General features: G+C 51.8%; 18 protein-coding genes. 13 read left to right on the plus strand and 5 right to left on the minus strand.

The genetic code is table 11. The features are described 5' to 3' along the window. Positions 1–60: 60 nt before the first annotated feature. Both NNO02_RS14935 and uxaC read right to left on the minus strand, forming a co-directional pair. Positions 61–1,548: a UxaA family hydrolase gene (locus tag NNO02_RS14935; RefSeq protein ID WP_271455138.1), complete on the minus strand. Its 1,488-nt coding sequence runs from the start codon at positions 1,546–1,548 to the stop codon at positions 61–63. Between the two features lie 14 nt (positions 1,549–1,562). Beyond that, on the minus strand, positions 1,563–2,975 hold the full coding sequence (gene uxaC / locus NNO02_RS14940; protein WP_271455139.1) for a glucuronate isomerase: 1,413 nt from the start codon (positions 2,973–2,975) through the stop codon (positions 1,563–1,565). Between the two features lie 474 nt (positions 2,976–3,449). Between uxaC and exuT the strand changes: the two genes are divergently transcribed. From exuT to NNO02_RS14995, 11 genes are all read left to right on the plus strand, one after another. After that, positions 3,450–4,751 carry a hexuronate transporter ExuT gene (gene exuT, locus NNO02_RS14945; RefSeq protein WP_048213342.1) on the plus strand — a complete coding sequence of 434 codons (1,302 nt, stop codon included), beginning with the start codon at positions 3,450–3,452 and terminating at the stop codon, positions 4,749–4,751. 134 nt (positions 4,752–4,885) lie between these two features. After that, positions 4,886–5,662: a transcriptional regulator ExuR gene (gene exuR, locus NNO02_RS14950; protein ID WP_005131459.1), complete on the plus strand. Its 777-nt coding sequence runs from the start codon at positions 4,886–4,888 to the stop codon at positions 5,660–5,662. A 349-nt stretch (positions 5,663–6,011) separates the two neighbouring features. After that, the gene (gene yqjA / locus NNO02_RS14955; RefSeq protein WP_005131462.1) at positions 6,012–6,674 is read left to right on the plus strand and encodes a DedA family general envelope maintenance protein YqjA; all 663 of its coding nucleotides are present in this window, start codon (positions 6,012–6,014) and stop codon (positions 6,672–6,674) included. A 3-nt stretch (positions 6,675–6,677) separates the two neighbouring features. Further along, positions 6,678–7,061: an EnvZ/OmpR regulon moderator MzrA gene (gene mzrA / locus NNO02_RS14960; protein WP_137382502.1), complete on the plus strand. Its 384-nt coding sequence runs from the start codon at positions 6,678–6,680 to the stop codon at positions 7,059–7,061. A gap of 147 nt (positions 7,062–7,208) precedes the next feature. Then, the gene (locus NNO02_RS14965) at positions 7,209–7,577 is read left to right on the plus strand and encodes a DUF1090 domain-containing protein (protein ID WP_271442084.1); all 369 of its coding nucleotides are present in this window, start codon (positions 7,209–7,211) and stop codon (positions 7,575–7,577) included. A gap of 33 nt (positions 7,578–7,610) precedes the next feature. Then, positions 7,611–7,916: a DUF883 family protein gene (locus tag NNO02_RS14970; protein ID WP_003024832.1), complete on the plus strand. Its 306-nt coding sequence runs from the start codon at positions 7,611–7,613 to the stop codon at positions 7,914–7,916. 2 nt (positions 7,917–7,918) lie between these two features. Further along, positions 7,919–8,314 carry a phage holin family protein gene (locus NNO02_RS14975; RefSeq protein WP_271442083.1) on the plus strand — a complete coding sequence of 132 codons (396 nt, stop codon included), beginning with the start codon at positions 7,919–7,921 and terminating at the stop codon, positions 8,312–8,314. Further along, the gene (locus NNO02_RS14980; RefSeq protein WP_271442082.1) at positions 8,314–8,613 is read left to right on the plus strand and encodes a YqjK-like family protein; all 300 of its coding nucleotides are present in this window, start codon (positions 8,314–8,316) and stop codon (positions 8,611–8,613) included. The genes NNO02_RS14975 and NNO02_RS14980 overlap by 1 nt, the downstream gene beginning before the upstream one ends. A 183-nt stretch (positions 8,614–8,796) precedes the next feature. After that, positions 8,797–9,189 carry a DoxX family protein gene (locus NNO02_RS14985; RefSeq protein WP_137382498.1) on the plus strand — a complete coding sequence of 131 codons (393 nt, stop codon included), beginning with the start codon at positions 8,797–8,799 and terminating at the stop codon, positions 9,187–9,189. 71 nt (positions 9,190–9,260) lie between these two features. Then, the gene (yqjG, locus tag NNO02_RS14990; protein WP_271455140.1) at positions 9,261–10,247 is read left to right on the plus strand and encodes a glutathionyl-hydroquinone reductase YqjG; all 987 of its coding nucleotides are present in this window, start codon (positions 9,261–9,263) and stop codon (positions 10,245–10,247) included. An 863-nt stretch (positions 10,248–11,110) separates the two neighbouring features. Beyond that, positions 11,111–11,476 carry a DUF805 domain-containing protein gene (locus tag NNO02_RS14995; RefSeq protein ID WP_271442080.1) on the plus strand — a complete coding sequence of 122 codons (366 nt, stop codon included), beginning with the start codon at positions 11,111–11,113 and terminating at the stop codon, positions 11,474–11,476. Between the two features lie 64 nt (positions 11,477–11,540). On the opposite strand, the gene yhaJ is transcribed toward NNO02_RS14995, so the two are convergent. Continuing rightward, positions 11,541–12,437, minus strand: coding sequence for a DNA-binding transcriptional regulator YhaJ (gene yhaJ, locus NNO02_RS15000; RefSeq protein ID WP_271442079.1), 897 nt, complete (start codon positions 12,435–12,437; stop codon positions 11,541–11,543). 104 nt (positions 12,438–12,541) lie between these two features. On the opposite strand from yhaJ, the gene NNO02_RS15005 reads away from it, so the two are divergent. Continuing rightward, positions 12,542–13,243, plus strand: a complete 702-nt coding sequence (locus tag NNO02_RS15005; protein ID WP_271442078.1) for a pirin family protein — start codon at positions 12,542–12,544, stop codon at positions 13,241–13,243. Between the two features lie 26 nt (positions 13,244–13,269). Further along, positions 13,270–13,419 (plus strand): hypothetical protein, encoded by a 150-nt coding sequence (locus tag NNO02_RS15010; RefSeq protein WP_271455141.1) that lies wholly within the window; start codon positions 13,270–13,272, stop codon positions 13,417–13,419. 121 nt (positions 13,420–13,540) lie between these two features. Here the strand turns inward: NNO02_RS15010 and NNO02_RS15015 are convergent, their stop codons facing one another. Together NNO02_RS15015 and NNO02_RS15020 are read right to left on the minus strand one after the other, a co-directional pair. Then, the gene (locus tag NNO02_RS15015; RefSeq protein ID WP_271455142.1) at positions 13,541–14,851 is read right to left on the minus strand and encodes an L-cysteine desulfidase family protein; all 1,311 of its coding nucleotides are present in this window, start codon (positions 14,849–14,851) and stop codon (positions 13,541–13,543) included. 24 nt (positions 14,852–14,875) lie between these two features. Next, positions 14,876–16,207, minus strand: a complete 1,332-nt coding sequence (locus tag NNO02_RS15020) for an amino acid permease (RefSeq protein WP_040230536.1) — start codon at positions 16,205–16,207, stop codon at positions 14,876–14,878. Positions 16,208–16,409 lie beyond the last annotated feature (202 nt).

A 16,409-nucleotide genomic window follows, 5' to 3' on the forward strand; every position in this document is an offset into this window, starting at 1 on the left:
GTTTATGCCTGATGGCGCTACGCTTATCAGGCCTACGCGATCCGTAGGCCTGTACAATGACTACAACGTTACGCCACTTTTGAAAATAGCCAGTTCCCGGAAATCATTGCGTTCGTTACAGGTCTGTTTGCCGTTAGCAAACTCAACGATGGTATCGACAAATTCGTTCAGCAGTTGCGGCATCGCTTTACCGTGGATTAGCTGCCCGGCATCAAAATCGATCCAATGCTTTTTCTTCGCGGCCAGCTCGCTGTTGGTCGCGATTTTCACCGTCGGTACGAAACCGCCGTACGGCGTACCACGCCCGGTACTGAACAACACCATATGACAGCCGGCCCCCGCCAGCGCACTGGTCGCAACGGCGTCATTGCCCGGAGCACTTAACAGATTCAAACCTGGCGTTTTCAGACGTTCGCCGTAGCGCAGTACATCGACAACTTTGCTGGAACCCGCTTTCTGTGTGCATCCCAGCGATTTATCTTCCAGCGTGGTGATGCCACCCGCTTTGTTCCCCGGCGATGGATTCTCGTAGATCGGCTGGTCGTGAGCAATGAAGTATTGTTTGAAGTCATTGACCATGGTCACCAGCTTACCGAAGGTTTCTTCGTCGCGGCAGTGGTCCATTAATAGCTGTTCGGCACCGAACATCTCCGGGACTTCAGTCAGCACGGTTGTCCCGCCGTTCGCGATCACGTAGTCAGAGAAACGCCCCAGCATCGGGTTAGCGGTGATCCCAGACAAGCCGTCAGATCCGCCACATTCCAGACCAAACTTCAGCTCGCCGAGTTTACCCGGCTCACGCTTATCGTTACGCATCACGCTGTACAGCTGGTGGAGATGCTCGATCCCCGCTTCCACTTCATCTTCCTGGTGCTGGCAGACCATAAAGTGAACGCGTTCTGGATCATACTCACCTAACGTTTCGCGAAAAGCATCAACCTGGTTGTTTTCACAACCGAGGCCAACCACCAGCACTGCGCCCGCGTTCGGGTGACGCACCATGTTTTGCAGCATGGTGCGAGTGTTGATATGGTCGTCACCCAGTTGCGAGCAGCCGTAGGTGTGACTGAAAAGATGAACGCCGTCGATACCTTCGGCGTCGTGGGTCTCTTTCAGGAAACGGGTTTGCATCTGACGCGCCATCGCATTGACGCAGCCGACGGTCGGCAGTATCCACAACTCGTTACGTACCCCAACATCACCGTTCGCGCGGCGATAAATCTGCACGTCGCGATCGGCCGGTTGTGCAACTTCCGCCTGAAAATCCGGTTGGTAGCTATACGTGTCCAGATCGCTCAGATTCGTGCGCGTGTTGTGAGCATGAATGTGCTCACCCGCAGCGACATCAACCAGCGTATGGCCAATTGGCAAACCATATTTAACGACGTTTTCGCCTTGCGCAATATCGCGTAAAGCAAATTTATGGCCACGTGTTACCGCCTGGCGCAGGGTAATCGCCTGTCCATCAACAGTGACTTCGGTCCCTTCGGCCAAATCAGCGAGCGCTACCGCGACGTTATCCAGCGTGTGGATCTTGATGTATTGCATACCAACCCCGGGCCTTAGTTCAGTTCAATGGCGAAGTAATCGCGCGCATTGTTGAAGCAAATATTTCTGACCATTTCACCCAGCAGTTGAATATCTGCAGGTGCTTCACCCGCGGCAACCCAACGGCCAATCATCTGGCACAGGATGCGACGGAAATATTCATGGCGCGTGTACGACAGGAAGCTGCGACTATCGGTCAGCATACCCACAAAACGACTCAGCAGACCGAGCTGTGCCAGTTGTGTCATCTGACGTTCCATCCCATCTTTCTGGTCGTTAAACCACCAGCCGGAACCGAACTGCATTTTGCCCGGCATGCCTTCACCCTGGAAGTTACCGATCATGGTGCCCAGCACTTCGTTATCGCGCGGGTTCAGGCAGTACAGGATGGTTTTCGGCAGCAGGTTCTGTTCATTCTGCTTGCTTAGCAGTTTGGACAGTTCTTCAGCCATCGGACGGTCGTTAATGGAGTCGAAACCGACATCCGCGCCCAGCAGTTTGAACTGACGCAGGTTGTTATTACGCAATGCGCCAATGTGGTACTGCTGCACCCATTCGCGACGTGCGTATTCAGCGCCAAGGAACACCAGTACGGCAGTTTTGAACTGGGCAACTTCGTGCTCGCTCAGGGTTTCACCCGCCAGACGACGCGCCAGGATGCTATCCAGTTCAGCTTCGTTAGATTCAGCAAACAGCACCACGTCCAGCGCGTGGTCAGAGACTTTACAGCCGTGAGCCGCAAAGTGATCAAGACGTTTAGTTAGCGCGGTTTGCAGGTCGGTAAAGCGGCGGATCTCGGTGTCAGAAACTTCACCCAGTTTCGCCATGTAATCGGTAAAGGTCGCCAGTTCAATGTTAAAGGCTTTATCCGGACGCCAGCTTGGCAGCACTTTGATAGCAAAGGTGCTGTCTTTCGCGACCGCAGCGTGATGCTCCAGAGAATCGATCGGATCATCAGTGGTGCCGACCATTTTTACATTCATCTGCTGCATGATTCCACGCGCGGAAAACTGATCCTGCGCCAGCAATTCGTTGCACTGATTCCAGATTTCATCGGCAGTCGCAGGAGACAACAGCTTACCTGTAATACCAAATGGGCGACGCAGTTCAAGATGCGTCCAGTGGTAGAGCGGGTTACCGATGGTGTGTGGGACCGTCGCGGCCCATGCATCAAACTTCTCGCGATCGGACGCATCACCGGTACACAGGCGTTCAGCGACACCGTTAGTGCGCATGGCGCGCCACTTGTAGTGATCACCCTTCAGCCAGATGTCATACAGGTTATTAAAACGGTAGTTATCAGCGATTTGTTGCGGCGGCAAATGGCAGTGATAGTCGAAGATTGGCTGGTCTTTGGCGTAATCATGATACAGACGGCGGGCAAATTCGGTATCCAGCAGGAAATCTTCAGTCATAAACGGGGTCATTATCGTCTTCCTCTCAGCGAGTGCGTCAGATTGCTTATGTTTTGATGTTGTCAAAGTTATCACACCAATTTCCATACACTGAAGATATTTTCGTGAGTTAGATCAACAAATGATGACAAAAAAATTACTCTCAAAGAGGTAAAACTCACGGCAAGCCGCGCCAGCACTGGCTTTGCTGAATCGAATTAATGACCACACGAAGATTCACACTTTTGTGATGGCACTCACCTTTTAAAGCTGTATGACAAGTTATCTTTTTGCCGTCGCGATACATAAGCCGACGGAATGCAAATTACCGATGGTCCACCATCGGATTGACCGGTACGGAAACCGAATTAGCACAATCATTGACATGGCAAAGTTCGGGGCAGTGCCGGTTTTTTTTCGGTCACGCCCTTCGTAAAAGAACATCCTCCGCCCTGGACTGGAAGATGACCGCTCGTTAGCGGACATAACAAAACGATGAGGTTTTACATGCGTAAAATTAAAGGGTTACGTTGGTACATGATCGCACTGGTGACGCTTGGCACCGTGCTGGGTTACCTGACACGTAACACTGTGGCGGCAGCTGCGCCAACTCTGATGGAAGAGTTACACATCTCCACTCAACAGTATTCCTATATCATCGCAGCGTATTCTGCTGCTTACACCGTAATGCAACCCGTTGCTGGCTACGTGCTGGATGTGCTCGGCACCAAAGTAGGTTACGCGATGTTCGCCGTTCTGTGGGCCGTCTTCTGTGGTGCCACGGCGCTGGCTGGTAGCTGGGGTGGACTGGCACTGGCACGAGGTGCAGTCGGTGCCGCAGAAGCCGCGATGATCCCTGCGGGTCTGAAAGCCAGTTCTGAATGGTTCCCGGCAAAAGAGCGTTCTATTGCTGTAGGTTACTTTAACGTTGGTTCTTCTATTGGTGCGATGATCGCTCCGCCGCTGGTCGTGTGGGCTATCGTCATGCACAGCTGGCAGATGGCGTTCATTATTTCTGGTGCCCTGAGCTTCATCTGGGCGATGTCCTGGCTTGTTTTCTATAAACACCCGCGCGACCAGAAAAAACTGTCTGATGAAGAGCGTGATTACATCCTTAACGGCCAGGAATCACAGCACAAAAACAGCACAGCGAAGAAAATGTCGCTTGGCCAAATCCTGCGTAACCGCCAGTTCTGGGGTATCGCACTGCCGCGTTTCCTGGCAGAGCCGGCCTGGGGTACATTCAACGCCTGGATCCCGCTGTTCATGTTTAAAGTCTACGGCTTTAACCTGAAAGAGATTGCGATGTTCGCGTGGATGCCAATGCTGTTCGCTGACCTCGGCTGTATCATCGGGGGTTACTTACCGCCACTGTTCCAGCGTTGGTTCGGCGTAAACCTGATCGTGTCCCGTAAAATGGTCGTCACCATGGGCGCACTGCTGATGATTGGCCCAGGGATGATTGGTCTGTTCACCAGCCCGTATATTGCTATCGCCCTGCTGTGCGTCGGTGGTTTTGCTCACCAGGCACTGTCTGGCGCGCTGATTACGCTCTCTTCTGACGTATTTGGCCGCAATGAAGTCGCGACCGCTAACGGCCTGACGGGGATGTCAGCCTGGCTGGCGAGTACTCTGTTTGCCCTGGTCGTTGGCGCCCTGGCTGACACCATCGGCTTTAGCCCACTGTTCGCCGTACTGGCAGTATTCGACCTGCTTGGTGCGTTAGTCATCTGGACGGTACTGCAGAACAAGTCGGCAAGCGAGATTGATTCGGGCCCGCAAACCGGCTCTCCCGCTACGCAAAATTAACCTGACGCGAGTCGTCATAGGTATATAATGCAGAGCCGCCAGTTGACTGGCGGCTTTTTTGTCGGTGCGAGTAGAGCCGCCATCGCAAAAGTGGTATAACAAATATAGTCTGCCGTATCATGCCTGGAGTGCATATGGAAATCACTGAACCACGACGTTTGTACCAACAACTTGCTGCCGATCTAAAAGAACGCATCGAGCAAGGCGTCTATCTGGTGGGCGATAAACTTCCCGCCGAGCGCTTTATTGCCGATGAAAAGAACGTCAGCCGTACCGTGGTTCGTGAAGCGATTATCATGCTCGAGGTTGAAGGCTACGTTGAGGTGCGTAAAGGATCGGGTATCCACGTCATCTCTAACCAACCCAAACATTATGTTGCTCCCGACGAAGGTCTGGAATTCGCCAGCTACGGTCCTTTTGAATTGCTGCAAGCGCGTCAACTTATTGAGAGCAACATCGCCGAGTTTGCCGCCACTCAGGTGACCAAGCAGGACATCATGAAACTGATGGAAATCCAGGAGAAGTCGCGCAACGAAAAAAGCTTTCGTGACTCCGAATGGGACCTGCAGTTCCATGTTCAGGTCGCGCTGGCGACGCAAAACTCAGCTCTGGCCGCCATTGTTGAAAAAATGTGGACTCAGCGCGTTCATAACCCCTACTGGAAGAAATTGCATGATCACATTGATCTGCGCACGGTAGACAACTGGTGTGATGACCATGACCAGATCCTGCGGGCATTAATTCGCAAAGATCCGCATGCGGCCAAACTGGCGATGTGGCAGCACCTTGAGAACACGAAACAGATGCTGTTTAACGAAACCAGCGATGATTTCGAGTTCAACGCGGATCGTTACCTTTTCACAGAAAATCCGGTCGTTCATCTGGATACCGCTGCAAACAGCACAAAATAAACGTTCTGACTTTCACAGGCGCGGTAATAGCGCCTGTTTCTGACACTCGGTAAGCATTAGGTATAAAGTGTCAGCCTGTGTAAATCCTCTCGCCTCACTCCATTGCGATAAGCAAAATCAGAGTTCAACCACCGTAATTTATATAACGGACTACGTTGACCTTTGTTACAATTAAAAGCGTTTTGAATTTTTTATGTGTTAGTGCTTGCTTACTTCACAACTTAACAGGGAACAGTTCAGGCCGTGAATTTGTGCAGACCGCGATCCATGCAAAAAACACCAATAAAATCGCGGCATTACAAACTCAAGAACAACGGCGTGACCATAACCGATTCTCCAGGAATACTGAATGGAACTACTGACTCAATTACTGAATGCTTTATGGGCTCAGGATTTTGAAACTCTGGCCAATCCTTCCATGATTGGTATGCTGTATTTTGTACTGTTTACAATTTTGTTTCTGGAAAATGGGTTGCTACCAGCGGCCTTTTTACCTGGCGACAGTTTGCTGGTACTGGTCGGCGTACTTATTGCCAAAGGCGCAATGGGTTTTCCGCAAACGGTACTGCTACTCACCACCGCAGCCAGCCTCGGTTGTTGGCTCAGCTATATTCAGGGCCGATGGTTGGGTAATACCCGCACCGTGCAGAACTGGCTTTCTCATCTTCCGGCTCATTATCACCAACGCGCGCATCATCTTTTCCACAAACATGGCTTATCCGCGCTGTTGGTCGGTCGCTTTATTGCGTTCGTCAGAACATTACTGCCGACCATTGCCGGGCTGTCAGGCCTGAATAATGCGCGTTTTCAGTTCTTCAACTGGATGAGCGGTCTATTGTGGGTACTGATTTTGACAACGCTGGGCTATCTACTGGGCAAAACACCTGTTTTTCTTAAGTATGAAGATCAGCTCATGTCCTGCCTGATGCTGCTTCCTGTCGTATTACTGGTGGTTGGCCTTGCCGGTTCACTGGTTGTACTCTGGAAAAAGAAATACGGGAACCGAGGGTAAATTATGCTGAAATCACGCATAACGCTCCGACGACTGGCCTGGACCACCTCCTTTATGCTGTTTTTGGGCGCGTTAATCCTGACCTGGTCGGTCATTCGCCAGCAGGAATCGACGCTTGCCATTCGCGCCATAAACCAGGGTGCCAGCATGCCAGACGGCTTCTCTATCTGGCATCATCTGGATGCCAACGGCATTCGTTTTAAAAGTATTACTCCGCAAAATGACGCGCTGCTGATCACCTTTGATTCCAGCGCGCAAAGCGCAGCCGCAAAAGCTGTACTGGACAGAACGTTGCCACACGGCTTCGTTATTGCTCAACAGGATGATGACAATCAGGCAGTGCAGTGGTTATCTCGTTTACGGGATACACCGCACCGCTTTGGTTAATCTCCAGGAATCTGAATTAGATCACTCACTTTGGTGATTTCACCGTTTAGTGCCTATGATTAATAAACTGAAGTTATGACCTACAGCTTTATTATTCTGGAGCATCGACCCAAAGCACCGGGTCGAATCACAATGGAAGGTTCAAGAATGAAATACCGCATCGCTTTGGCAATTAGTCTTTTCGCTCTCAGTGCCGGCAGCTACGCTAACTCCCTCTGTCAGGAAAAAGAACAAGATATTCAGCGGGAAATTAGTTATGCCGAAAAGCACAACAATCAGAGCCGCATCAATGGGTTGAACAAAGCGCTTAGTGAAGTTCGGGCAAACTGTACTGACAGCAAACTGCGCGCGAATCACCAGAAAAAAATCGCAGAGCAGAAAAATGAGATAGCCGAACGTCAGCGTGATTTAGCCGAAGCGAAGCAAAAAGGCGATGCGGATAAAATCGCAAAACGCGAACGTAAGCTTGCAGAGGCTCAAAAAGAGCTGAAGGAACTTGAGACCCGCGATTACTAAGTACGGTAACTACCCACTCACCTGGAGAAAACTATGTCGAAAGATAACGCTACGGAAAATCTGCGCGCTGAGCTGAAATCCCTTGCGGATACGCTCGAAGAAGTACTGAGCTCCTCTGGCGATAAGTCGAAGGAAGAGATGAGTAAAATTCGCAGCAAAGCTGAACATGCGCTGCGCGAGAGCCGCCATCGCCTGAGCGAGACCAGCGATGTGATTGCTAAGCAAACCCGTGAAGCGGCCGCCAAAGCCGATAACTATGTGCGCGAAAACCCATGGACAGGCGTTGGTATTGGCGCTGCGGTCGGTGTGGTGCTTGGTGTACTGCTGTCGCGCCGCTAACAATGGCTGACTCTCAACACGCACAAGGTCCGGGCAAAAGCGTCCTGGGGATTGGACAACGGATCCTCACGATTCTCGTTGAGATCGTAGAGACCCGATTACGGCTGGCCGTCGTTGAGCTGGAAGAGGAAAAAGCTAACCTTGTCCAGATCGTGCTGATGCTGGGACTGACTATGCTCTTTGCGGCATTTGGGCTGATGAGCCTGATGGTGCTTATCATCTGGGCCATTGACCCTCAGTACCGCCTGAACGCGATGATTGCCACCACCGTTGTGCTGTTGCTTTTGGCGCTCGTTGGCGGGATATGGACATTACGTAAAGCCCGTAAATCAACACTCTTACGCCATACACGCCACGAACTTGCTAATGACAGGCAGGCCCTGGAGGATGATGTCTAATGAGCAGTAAAGTCGAGCGCCAAAAACGTAAGGCACAACTGCTTGGTCAGATCCAGCAGCAACGGCTGGATCTGTCTGCCACCCGCCGCGACTGGCTGGAGGTTACAGACGTATACGATCGTGGCTGGAAAACGCTGCTGAACCTGCGCGCCTGGGTGCTGGTCGGCAGCAGTATTATGGCTGTACGGACCATTCGTAATCCTAATCTGCTGGTTCGCTGGGCTAAACGCGGCTTTAGCGTCTGGAGCGCATGGCGTCTGATTAAATCGACAATCAGACAGCAACAATTGCGCGGTTAACCCCTGCCGTATCCCCTATTTTGCGGGTTCCTCAAATTTTTTGAAAATTACTGACAGTTTTCCTTGCTAACAATTGTCATTCAGCACGTCTATGATTCTCTCCATCGACAGCAACGACGCGCTCTGCAGCGTTGATGCACAAAAGACAAAACAATCCGCCTGAGTGGTTTCCTGGAGAGTACGATGAAAAAATTAGAAGATGTTGGTGTACTGGTAGCGCGCATTCTGATGCCAATCCTGTTTATTACTGCAGGTTGGGGAAAGATCACCGGATATGCGGGTACACAACAGTATATGGAAGCCATGGGCGTCCCTGGTTTTATGTTGCCGCTGGTTATTCTGCTTGAGTTCGGCGGCGGCCTGGCAATCCTGTTTGGTTTCCTGACCCGTACTACCGCGCTGTTCACCGCAGGCTTCACCCTGCTGACCGCGTTCATCTTCCACAGCAACTTTGCGGAAGGGATGAACTCTCTGATGTTCATGAAAAACCTGACCATCGCAGGCGGTTTCCTGCTACTGGCCATCACGGGTCCAGGCGCATTCAGTATCGACCGCGTACTGAATAAAAAGTGGTAATCAAACTATACTGAACACATCAAAAAGCGAGGAGATATCTCCTCGCTTTTGCTATCTGAGGAGGCGATAAAATGGGACAACTGATTGACGGCGTCTGGCATGACACCTGGTATGATACCAAATCAACCGGCGGAAAATTCCAACGCTCCGCATCGGCTTTCCGTAACTGGCTTACCGCTGATGGCGCGCCAGGTCCAACTGGCGAAGGTGGTTTTGCCGCCGAAAAAGACCGCTATCATCTGTATGTTTCTCTGGCCTGCCCGTGGGCGCATCGCACGCTGATTTTGCGTAAGCTCAAAGGTCTGGAACCCTTCATTTCCGTTTCCGTAGTGAATCCGCTGATGCTGGAAAACGGCTGGACGTTTGATAACAACTTTCCGGCAGCAACAGGTGATACGCTTTATCAGCACGAGTTTCTCTATCAACTGTATTTACACGCCGATCCGCACTACAGCGGCCGGGTAACGGTTCCGGTGCTGTGGGATAAAAAAAATCACACCATCGTCAGCAACGAATCGGCAGAAATTATCCGCATGTTTAACACCGCGTTTGATGCGCTGGGCGCAAAAGCCGGGGATTACTATCCACCAGCCCTGCAAAGCAAAATTGACGATCTGAACAGTTGGATTTATGACAACGTCAATAATGGCGTTTATAAAGCTGGTTTTGCTACCAGCCAGGAAGCGTATGACAGCGCAGTCGAAAAAGTCTTTGAATCACTGGCGCGGCTGGAACAGATTCTCGGTCAGCATCGCTACCTGACTGGCGACCAGTTAACAGAGGCTGACATTCGCCTATGGACTACGCTGGTACGTTTTGATCCGGTGTATGTCACCCACTTCAAATGCGACAAGCATCGGATCAGTGACTATCTGAATCTGTACGGTTTTCTGCGTGATATCTACCAGATGCCAGGCATTGCGGACACCGTCAATTTCGATCACATCCGCACTCACTATTTCCGCAGTCACAAGACCATTAACCCGACGGGTATTATTTCTGTCGGTCCGTGGCAGGATCTCAACGAGCCTCACGGGCGAGACGAGCGTTTCGCGTGATTTACACTGGTCCCCTTTTGGGCAATGCCATTCAGCTAAGCATTTATGGTGAACATGTGATTCTTGCTCAGGGTTCCGTTCACCTCAGCGGTGTCATATCTCTGAAACGCCGTTACCCGTGAACGTGCAAGGGAGGCTCACCGCCGCCTCCCTTGCAACCCAGGCTCCCGGCGGGAAAATCGTCGCTGCGCGATTCATTCGTCTTATGCCGTCTGCCTGTCGGGTCGGGGCCGAGCCTGCATCCCTGCAGGCCGTCCCCTCTGCCCGCATCCCTGCGGACAGACCCGGTCAGCCGTCAACGCCTCATCGATTTTCAGCCGGACATGGGTCATCGCTTCAACGCTCTGACTTCCAGTAAAATCTGTTTTGCTGTTCAGATATATTCAAATAAAAATACAGATGGTCAGGTGTGGCTGGTCCGGCTGAAAATTGCCGACGTGTTTCCGTAAGGCCGGGAGAACCCGCAGGGATGCGGGTTCAGGGCGCGCTTTGCAAGGACGCTTCATCGCGCCCGGCCCGAAAGCCTGAAGGAATAAGCGGAGGGAACCACGAAGTGGCAATTTTCCGTGCCGGGAGCCGGGATTGTAAAGGGCGTGGCGGAGAACGCCCTTTACACGTTCACAGGAATCGATGTCTCAGAGAAACGATGAACATAAGGTGAACGGAACCCTTTCTCTGAGAGCGCATATTCATAACTTCTACCACACAGGCGATAGTTTCTGCAACTAAGGCGTTCACAGATAAGTATTACCCATCAGCGGGCCAAATAATTAATACCGTAAATATTTACCATCATTTCATTCGCAGCTATTCTTATTTTGATTGCTTTAAAAACAAGTAATTGAACGCAGAACGAGGCGAAAATGGATTGGTATTTAAACGTATTAAAGAACTACTTTGGTTTTGGTGGTCGTGCACGGCGCAAAGAGTACTGGATGTTTATTTTGGTCAACATCATCTTTACGTTCGTGCTGAGCGTGTTAGACAGGATGTTTGGCTGGCAACGTGCCGGGGGAGAAGGCGTATTAACAACGATTTATGCAATTCTGGTTTTTATACCGTGGTGGGCTGTTCAGTTTCGGCGTTTGCATGACACCGACCGTTCGGCATGGTGGCTGTTAGTATTACTGATCCCCATCATTGGCTGGTTGGTCATCATCCTTTTCAACTGCCAAAACGGCACGCCAGGTAGCAACCGCTTCGGCACTGACCCTAAACAGCTGTCCTGACGTCATACATCCTTTTGTAGGCCGGATAAGGTGCAATTGCACCGCATCCGGCGTAACAGTCAGGCTATTTACCCGCAAACAGTTTCGGGATTTCCCGCAAACACCAGGACTTCGCTTCGCCCATACTGTCCCGACGCCAGGCCATAATGATATCTATTTCATTTGTCGATTCCGGGCTAACCACACGCAGCCGGCCTGCGGCAATATCCTCTTCGACCAACGGATACGGCATGGTCGCTACACCCAGCCCGGCTAACAGCGCTTGACGCTTATCTTCAATAGTACTGACCGTCAGACGCGGTTGTTTATCCAGAAGCTGAACGGTCAACACCGGACGCTCACGGGCTGTATCCGCCACCGCTATTCCCCGGTATTTCACACGGGTGACTTCAGACAACGGTTCCGGCTCCTGGTGGATCGGGTGATCCGGTGCCGCCACATAGACGTTCATCAGCGAGTACAGTTTGCGCGAGTTAATTTCTGATGATGAGCGGAAATGCATATCCGGCGCGATCACGATGTCCGCTCTGCCCTGCTCCAGACGCTCCCACGCCCCGGCCAACACTTCAGTGATGACGGAAAGCTGCGTGTTCGCCTTTCCGGCAAGGCGGTCGATAAGCGGAAAGAATGCCGCCGTTGGCACCAACGCTTCGGTGACAATCGTCAGATGCGTTTCCCACCCACGCGCCAGCGCTTCGGCATCGGTCGTCAGCTTATCCGCAGCCTCCAGCAGGACGCGGCCACGTTCAAGCAGCATACGCCCGACGTTGGTAAATTTTGTGCGGTGACCAGAGCGGTCAAACAGCACAACATCCAGCTCTTCTTCCAGTTTCTGCATGGTGTAGCTGAGGGCGGAAGGTACGCGTCCCAGTTCATCTGCCGCGGCGGCGAAGCTGCCGCGCCTGTCTATTGCGTCCATGACGCGTAACGCTTCAAGCGTTAAAGCCCGTTCTTTGGCCATTTCGTTCTCATTCAGGAAATTTGAACATACCGGGCAGAATATCTGGCTAACAATGCAGCGTCTAGCCATTTAACATAAAAGGAAGTAAAGAGAGGTCAAGAACTATGATTACTACCCGTACAGCCAAACAATGCGGGCAAGCAGACTACGGCTGGCTGCAGGCCCGTTATACCTTCTCCTTTGGACACTATTTTGATCCTAAACTGCTGGGTTATGCCTCGCTGCGTGTTCTGAACCAGGAAGTTCTGGCACCGGGGGCCTCTTTCCAGCCTCGTACCTATCCAAAGGTTGATATCGTCAATCTGATCCTCGAAGGGGAAGCAGAGTATCGCGACAGCGAAGGTAACCATATTCAGGCCAAAGCCGGAGAGGTGTTACTGCTCGCTACGCAACCTGGGATCAGCTACAGCGAACACAATATCAGCAAAGATAAACCCCTGACCAGAATGCAGCTATGGCTGGACGCCTGCCCGCAGCGAGAAAATTCCTGCGTGCAAAAAGCGACGCTGAATGCCGGCAAGCATCAACTGCTTGCTTCACCTGACGGTGAGCAGGGCAGCCTGCATCTTCGCCAGCAGGTCTGGGTACATCATGTTGAGCTGCAAAAAGGTGAATCACTGAGTTTTCAATTGCATGGGCATCGCGCGTATTTGCAGTCGATCCATGGCACGTTCCACGCGGTCACTTCAGGTGCTGAAAAAGAGGCGCTTACCTGCGGTGATGGCGCATTTATTCGTGATGAAACTAACATAACGTTAGTTGCCGATACCCCATTGCGCGCTTTGCTGATAGATTTGCCCGTATAGTCATTAGAATCAAGGGAGTACGACTATTGAGCAAGAAGTCATCAAAAAAACGCCAGCCGCGGGTTGAGGCCAAAAAACAGGAAACCGTCGTCTTTGGCTACGAGGACCTGCTAACGGAACTGGAAGCAATCGTTGCAGATGCCGAGCTGCGTCTGGAAGAAGAAGAAGCCGCCTGAAAAGGCGGCTTAGCGGCCTGCCGGATGGCGACGCTAATACGTCTTATCCGGCCTACGGTTTTGTAACGATGCACACCCGTAGGCCAGAAAGCTGCGCGCCATCAGGCAGTCAGTCGCCAGATTAATGTGCTTTGCTGGCCATAATCTCAATGATCTGCTTGTCGGTCTCCTGCATTGAACGACACGCCAGCGCACACAAGTTAGAGATAGATTGCTCTACGTTATGCGCCACAATACCTTCATTCCCCGTCACTGCGGTATCGTCCAGCGCCATGAGTACCGCTTTCCAGGCTGCTGACGCACTGGTAGAGACTTTCATTGCGCAGCTGTTCGAGGCGCCATCACAAATCATCCCACTCACATCGCCAATCATGCTGCTAATAGCCATAGCGATAGTGTCGTAACGACCATCCACCACCCATGCCATACCTGCCGCGGCGCCCATTGCTGCGGTCGTTGCCGCACACAGCGCAGACAAACGCGGAAGCTGATGATGGATGTAGATAGCACTCAGGTGAGATAACATCAGCGCACGTGCCAGTTTCTCTTCATCGGCCCCAAAGTGCTCAGCCACCACCATCACCGGAACGGTGGCAGTAATACCCTGATTGCCGGAACCGGAATTGCTCATTGCGGGCAACGTCGCCCCGCCCATTCGCGCATCCGATGCCGCGCTGGTACGAATAAGAATGGCGGTTGAGAGATCGTTAGCCAACAGACCACGTGCGCACTGTTTCTCAAGCGTGGTGCCGATATGCAAGCCCCAGCTACCGCTTAGTCCTTCCTGAGACAACGCACCGTTCAGTTTTGCCGCATCAAGAATAAAGCGAATAGCGTCAAACGGCACAGCATTCACAAATGCCACAATCTCTTCCAGCGACGTGTGGGATAACGCTGCCAGTGGGGATTCCTGCTCATCAGCCTGAACCTGCTCAGGCTGAGTAAACACCACGCCTTTGTTGGTCTCGATATGCACAATGTTGGTATGGCCGCCGACAATCGTCACGCACGCCCAACCTTCCGAGCTGTATACCTTAGCGCGGGAAAAGAGGATATCCTCGCAAGGCTCCTGCAGCATCACCGCCACCTTCCCGGCGGTCAGCATCGCTTTCGCATCGGCAATCGCTTGTGGCGACGCGTCTTTCAATACTTCTAACCCAGCCCCGGCATTTCCCCCCAAAGCGCCTAGCGCAGCCGCTACGGGAAGACCAACCATCCCGGTACCCGGCACGGTAACGCCCATGCCGTTCTTCATCAGGTTTGGTGAGACCCACGCATCAATGCGTTCCACCGCGCCGTCCAGCTCAGCAGAAGCGACGGCTGCCGCCAGAGCCAGAGAGATAGGTTCAGTACAACCCAGCGCAGGTTTCACTTCTTCCTGCACCGCGCGAATAAAACTATCCCATAATGGATTCAATGTAGTCTCAAACATAACAACAACCCTTGCTCAGATAACTCAGGAAAATGCCAGGAACGGAGAAACGCACAACAACAGGCCAGTGACGATAATCAGGTACAGAGAGGCGCCTTTGTATTTGTGCAATGCAGGAACTTTGTAGACCAGCCAGGCCGGGATCAAGCAACCCACCATGCCGAAAATTGGGCTACAAATAGAGGTGAAGCTCAGTACTGGCGCATTGAGCACAATCGCACTCCAGGCCAGTAAGATAGCGAAGACCATAATGCCGCGTTGAACCAGAGTTTCGTTGATCTTCTCGGCTGGCATTTTGCGGCGCAGCACATTCATCACGATCCCCTGAGTTGCTTCTCGAAAGCCCAGGTAAACACCGAAGAAGGCGGTCATCACGGCGAAAATGTTCAGGATAACGCTGACGATTTTTACCCAACCTGCACCATCACCACTGATAAACTGTGCGGCAATCGCCAGAGCGGAAATATTCTGCTCATAGGCTTTAACCGCTTCGTCGTGGCCCATCGCCAGCGTGAAGGAAACGGCGTAGAAAAAGACGGTGACAAACAGAATACCGAACGCGATGTTCATAGCACGCAGAGCTTTATGGCGTGCCACCTCAATCGATTTCTCACGAGAGCGGTACGAAATAACCATCGGGCTTAGCGTCTGAATAAACAGAATAGAAGTCAGGGTAAACGGCAGCGTGATAATTGCGTTTTTGATCAGCAGCGCCATCGGCGGCAGTGAGCCAGCGTTATACAAATGCCACATCCCCACCATCGAAACACCAAGTGCGGCCACTACCAGCAGCTTGGTCAGTACCATACCGGTAGAGATTTTAAACAGCAGTTTTTCGCCTCGTGACGAGATGGCAACGAGGATGCAAATCAGCACCAGTCCATAGAACGGGCTGTCAGACAGCAACCCTTCAGTGACGCCAAACGTGTGCAGATAAGAGGCGCTATCGTTAGTGATAGCCGTGGAGTAAACGAACATCCAGATAACCAGCATCACAAAATATAATGCACCTAACAGGATGCCCCAGTTTTTACCCAAATAACCGCTGATTACGCTCGGGTAGTCTTTGCATTCCGGGGATTCCGCCAGCGTGTTGATAAACAGGCGTTGGAATAAATACATCGCAGGATAGCCGATAATCGAGGAGAGCAAGAAAACCCACAGCCCCATCAGCCCTACCTGGACGGGAAGGAAAACAATCCCCGCACCAATTGCCATACCAATACTCATAATGACCCAGCCCGTGTCCGTGCTGTCGAACTTAATGGCTTCCCGCCATTCACTTTCGGTCATTCCCGCCCGACGCGCAGGCGCTGATGCGTCGAGTATTACGCTACTATTCGTTGCCGTTTCCATAATTTCCCGCTTAATGTGTAGGTAGAGGTTTTTTTTATTTTATCGCACTGCTTCAAGGCGATACGCAGTACATGAGATGCAGGCAAGCTATTAGAATGAAGAAATCATACGCGCAGGGTTAGAGAAAAACTTCACAAACAAGCCCCTGTAATTGCTGATAGTTAAGAAATATTTTCTCTTTAACTTAGATAAGATGTTATTG

Origin of the sequence: Citrobacter sp. Awk 2 (assembly GCF_028069815.1) — a bacterium.
Lineage (GTDB): Bacteria > Pseudomonadota > Gammaproteobacteria > Enterobacterales > Enterobacteriaceae > Citrobacter.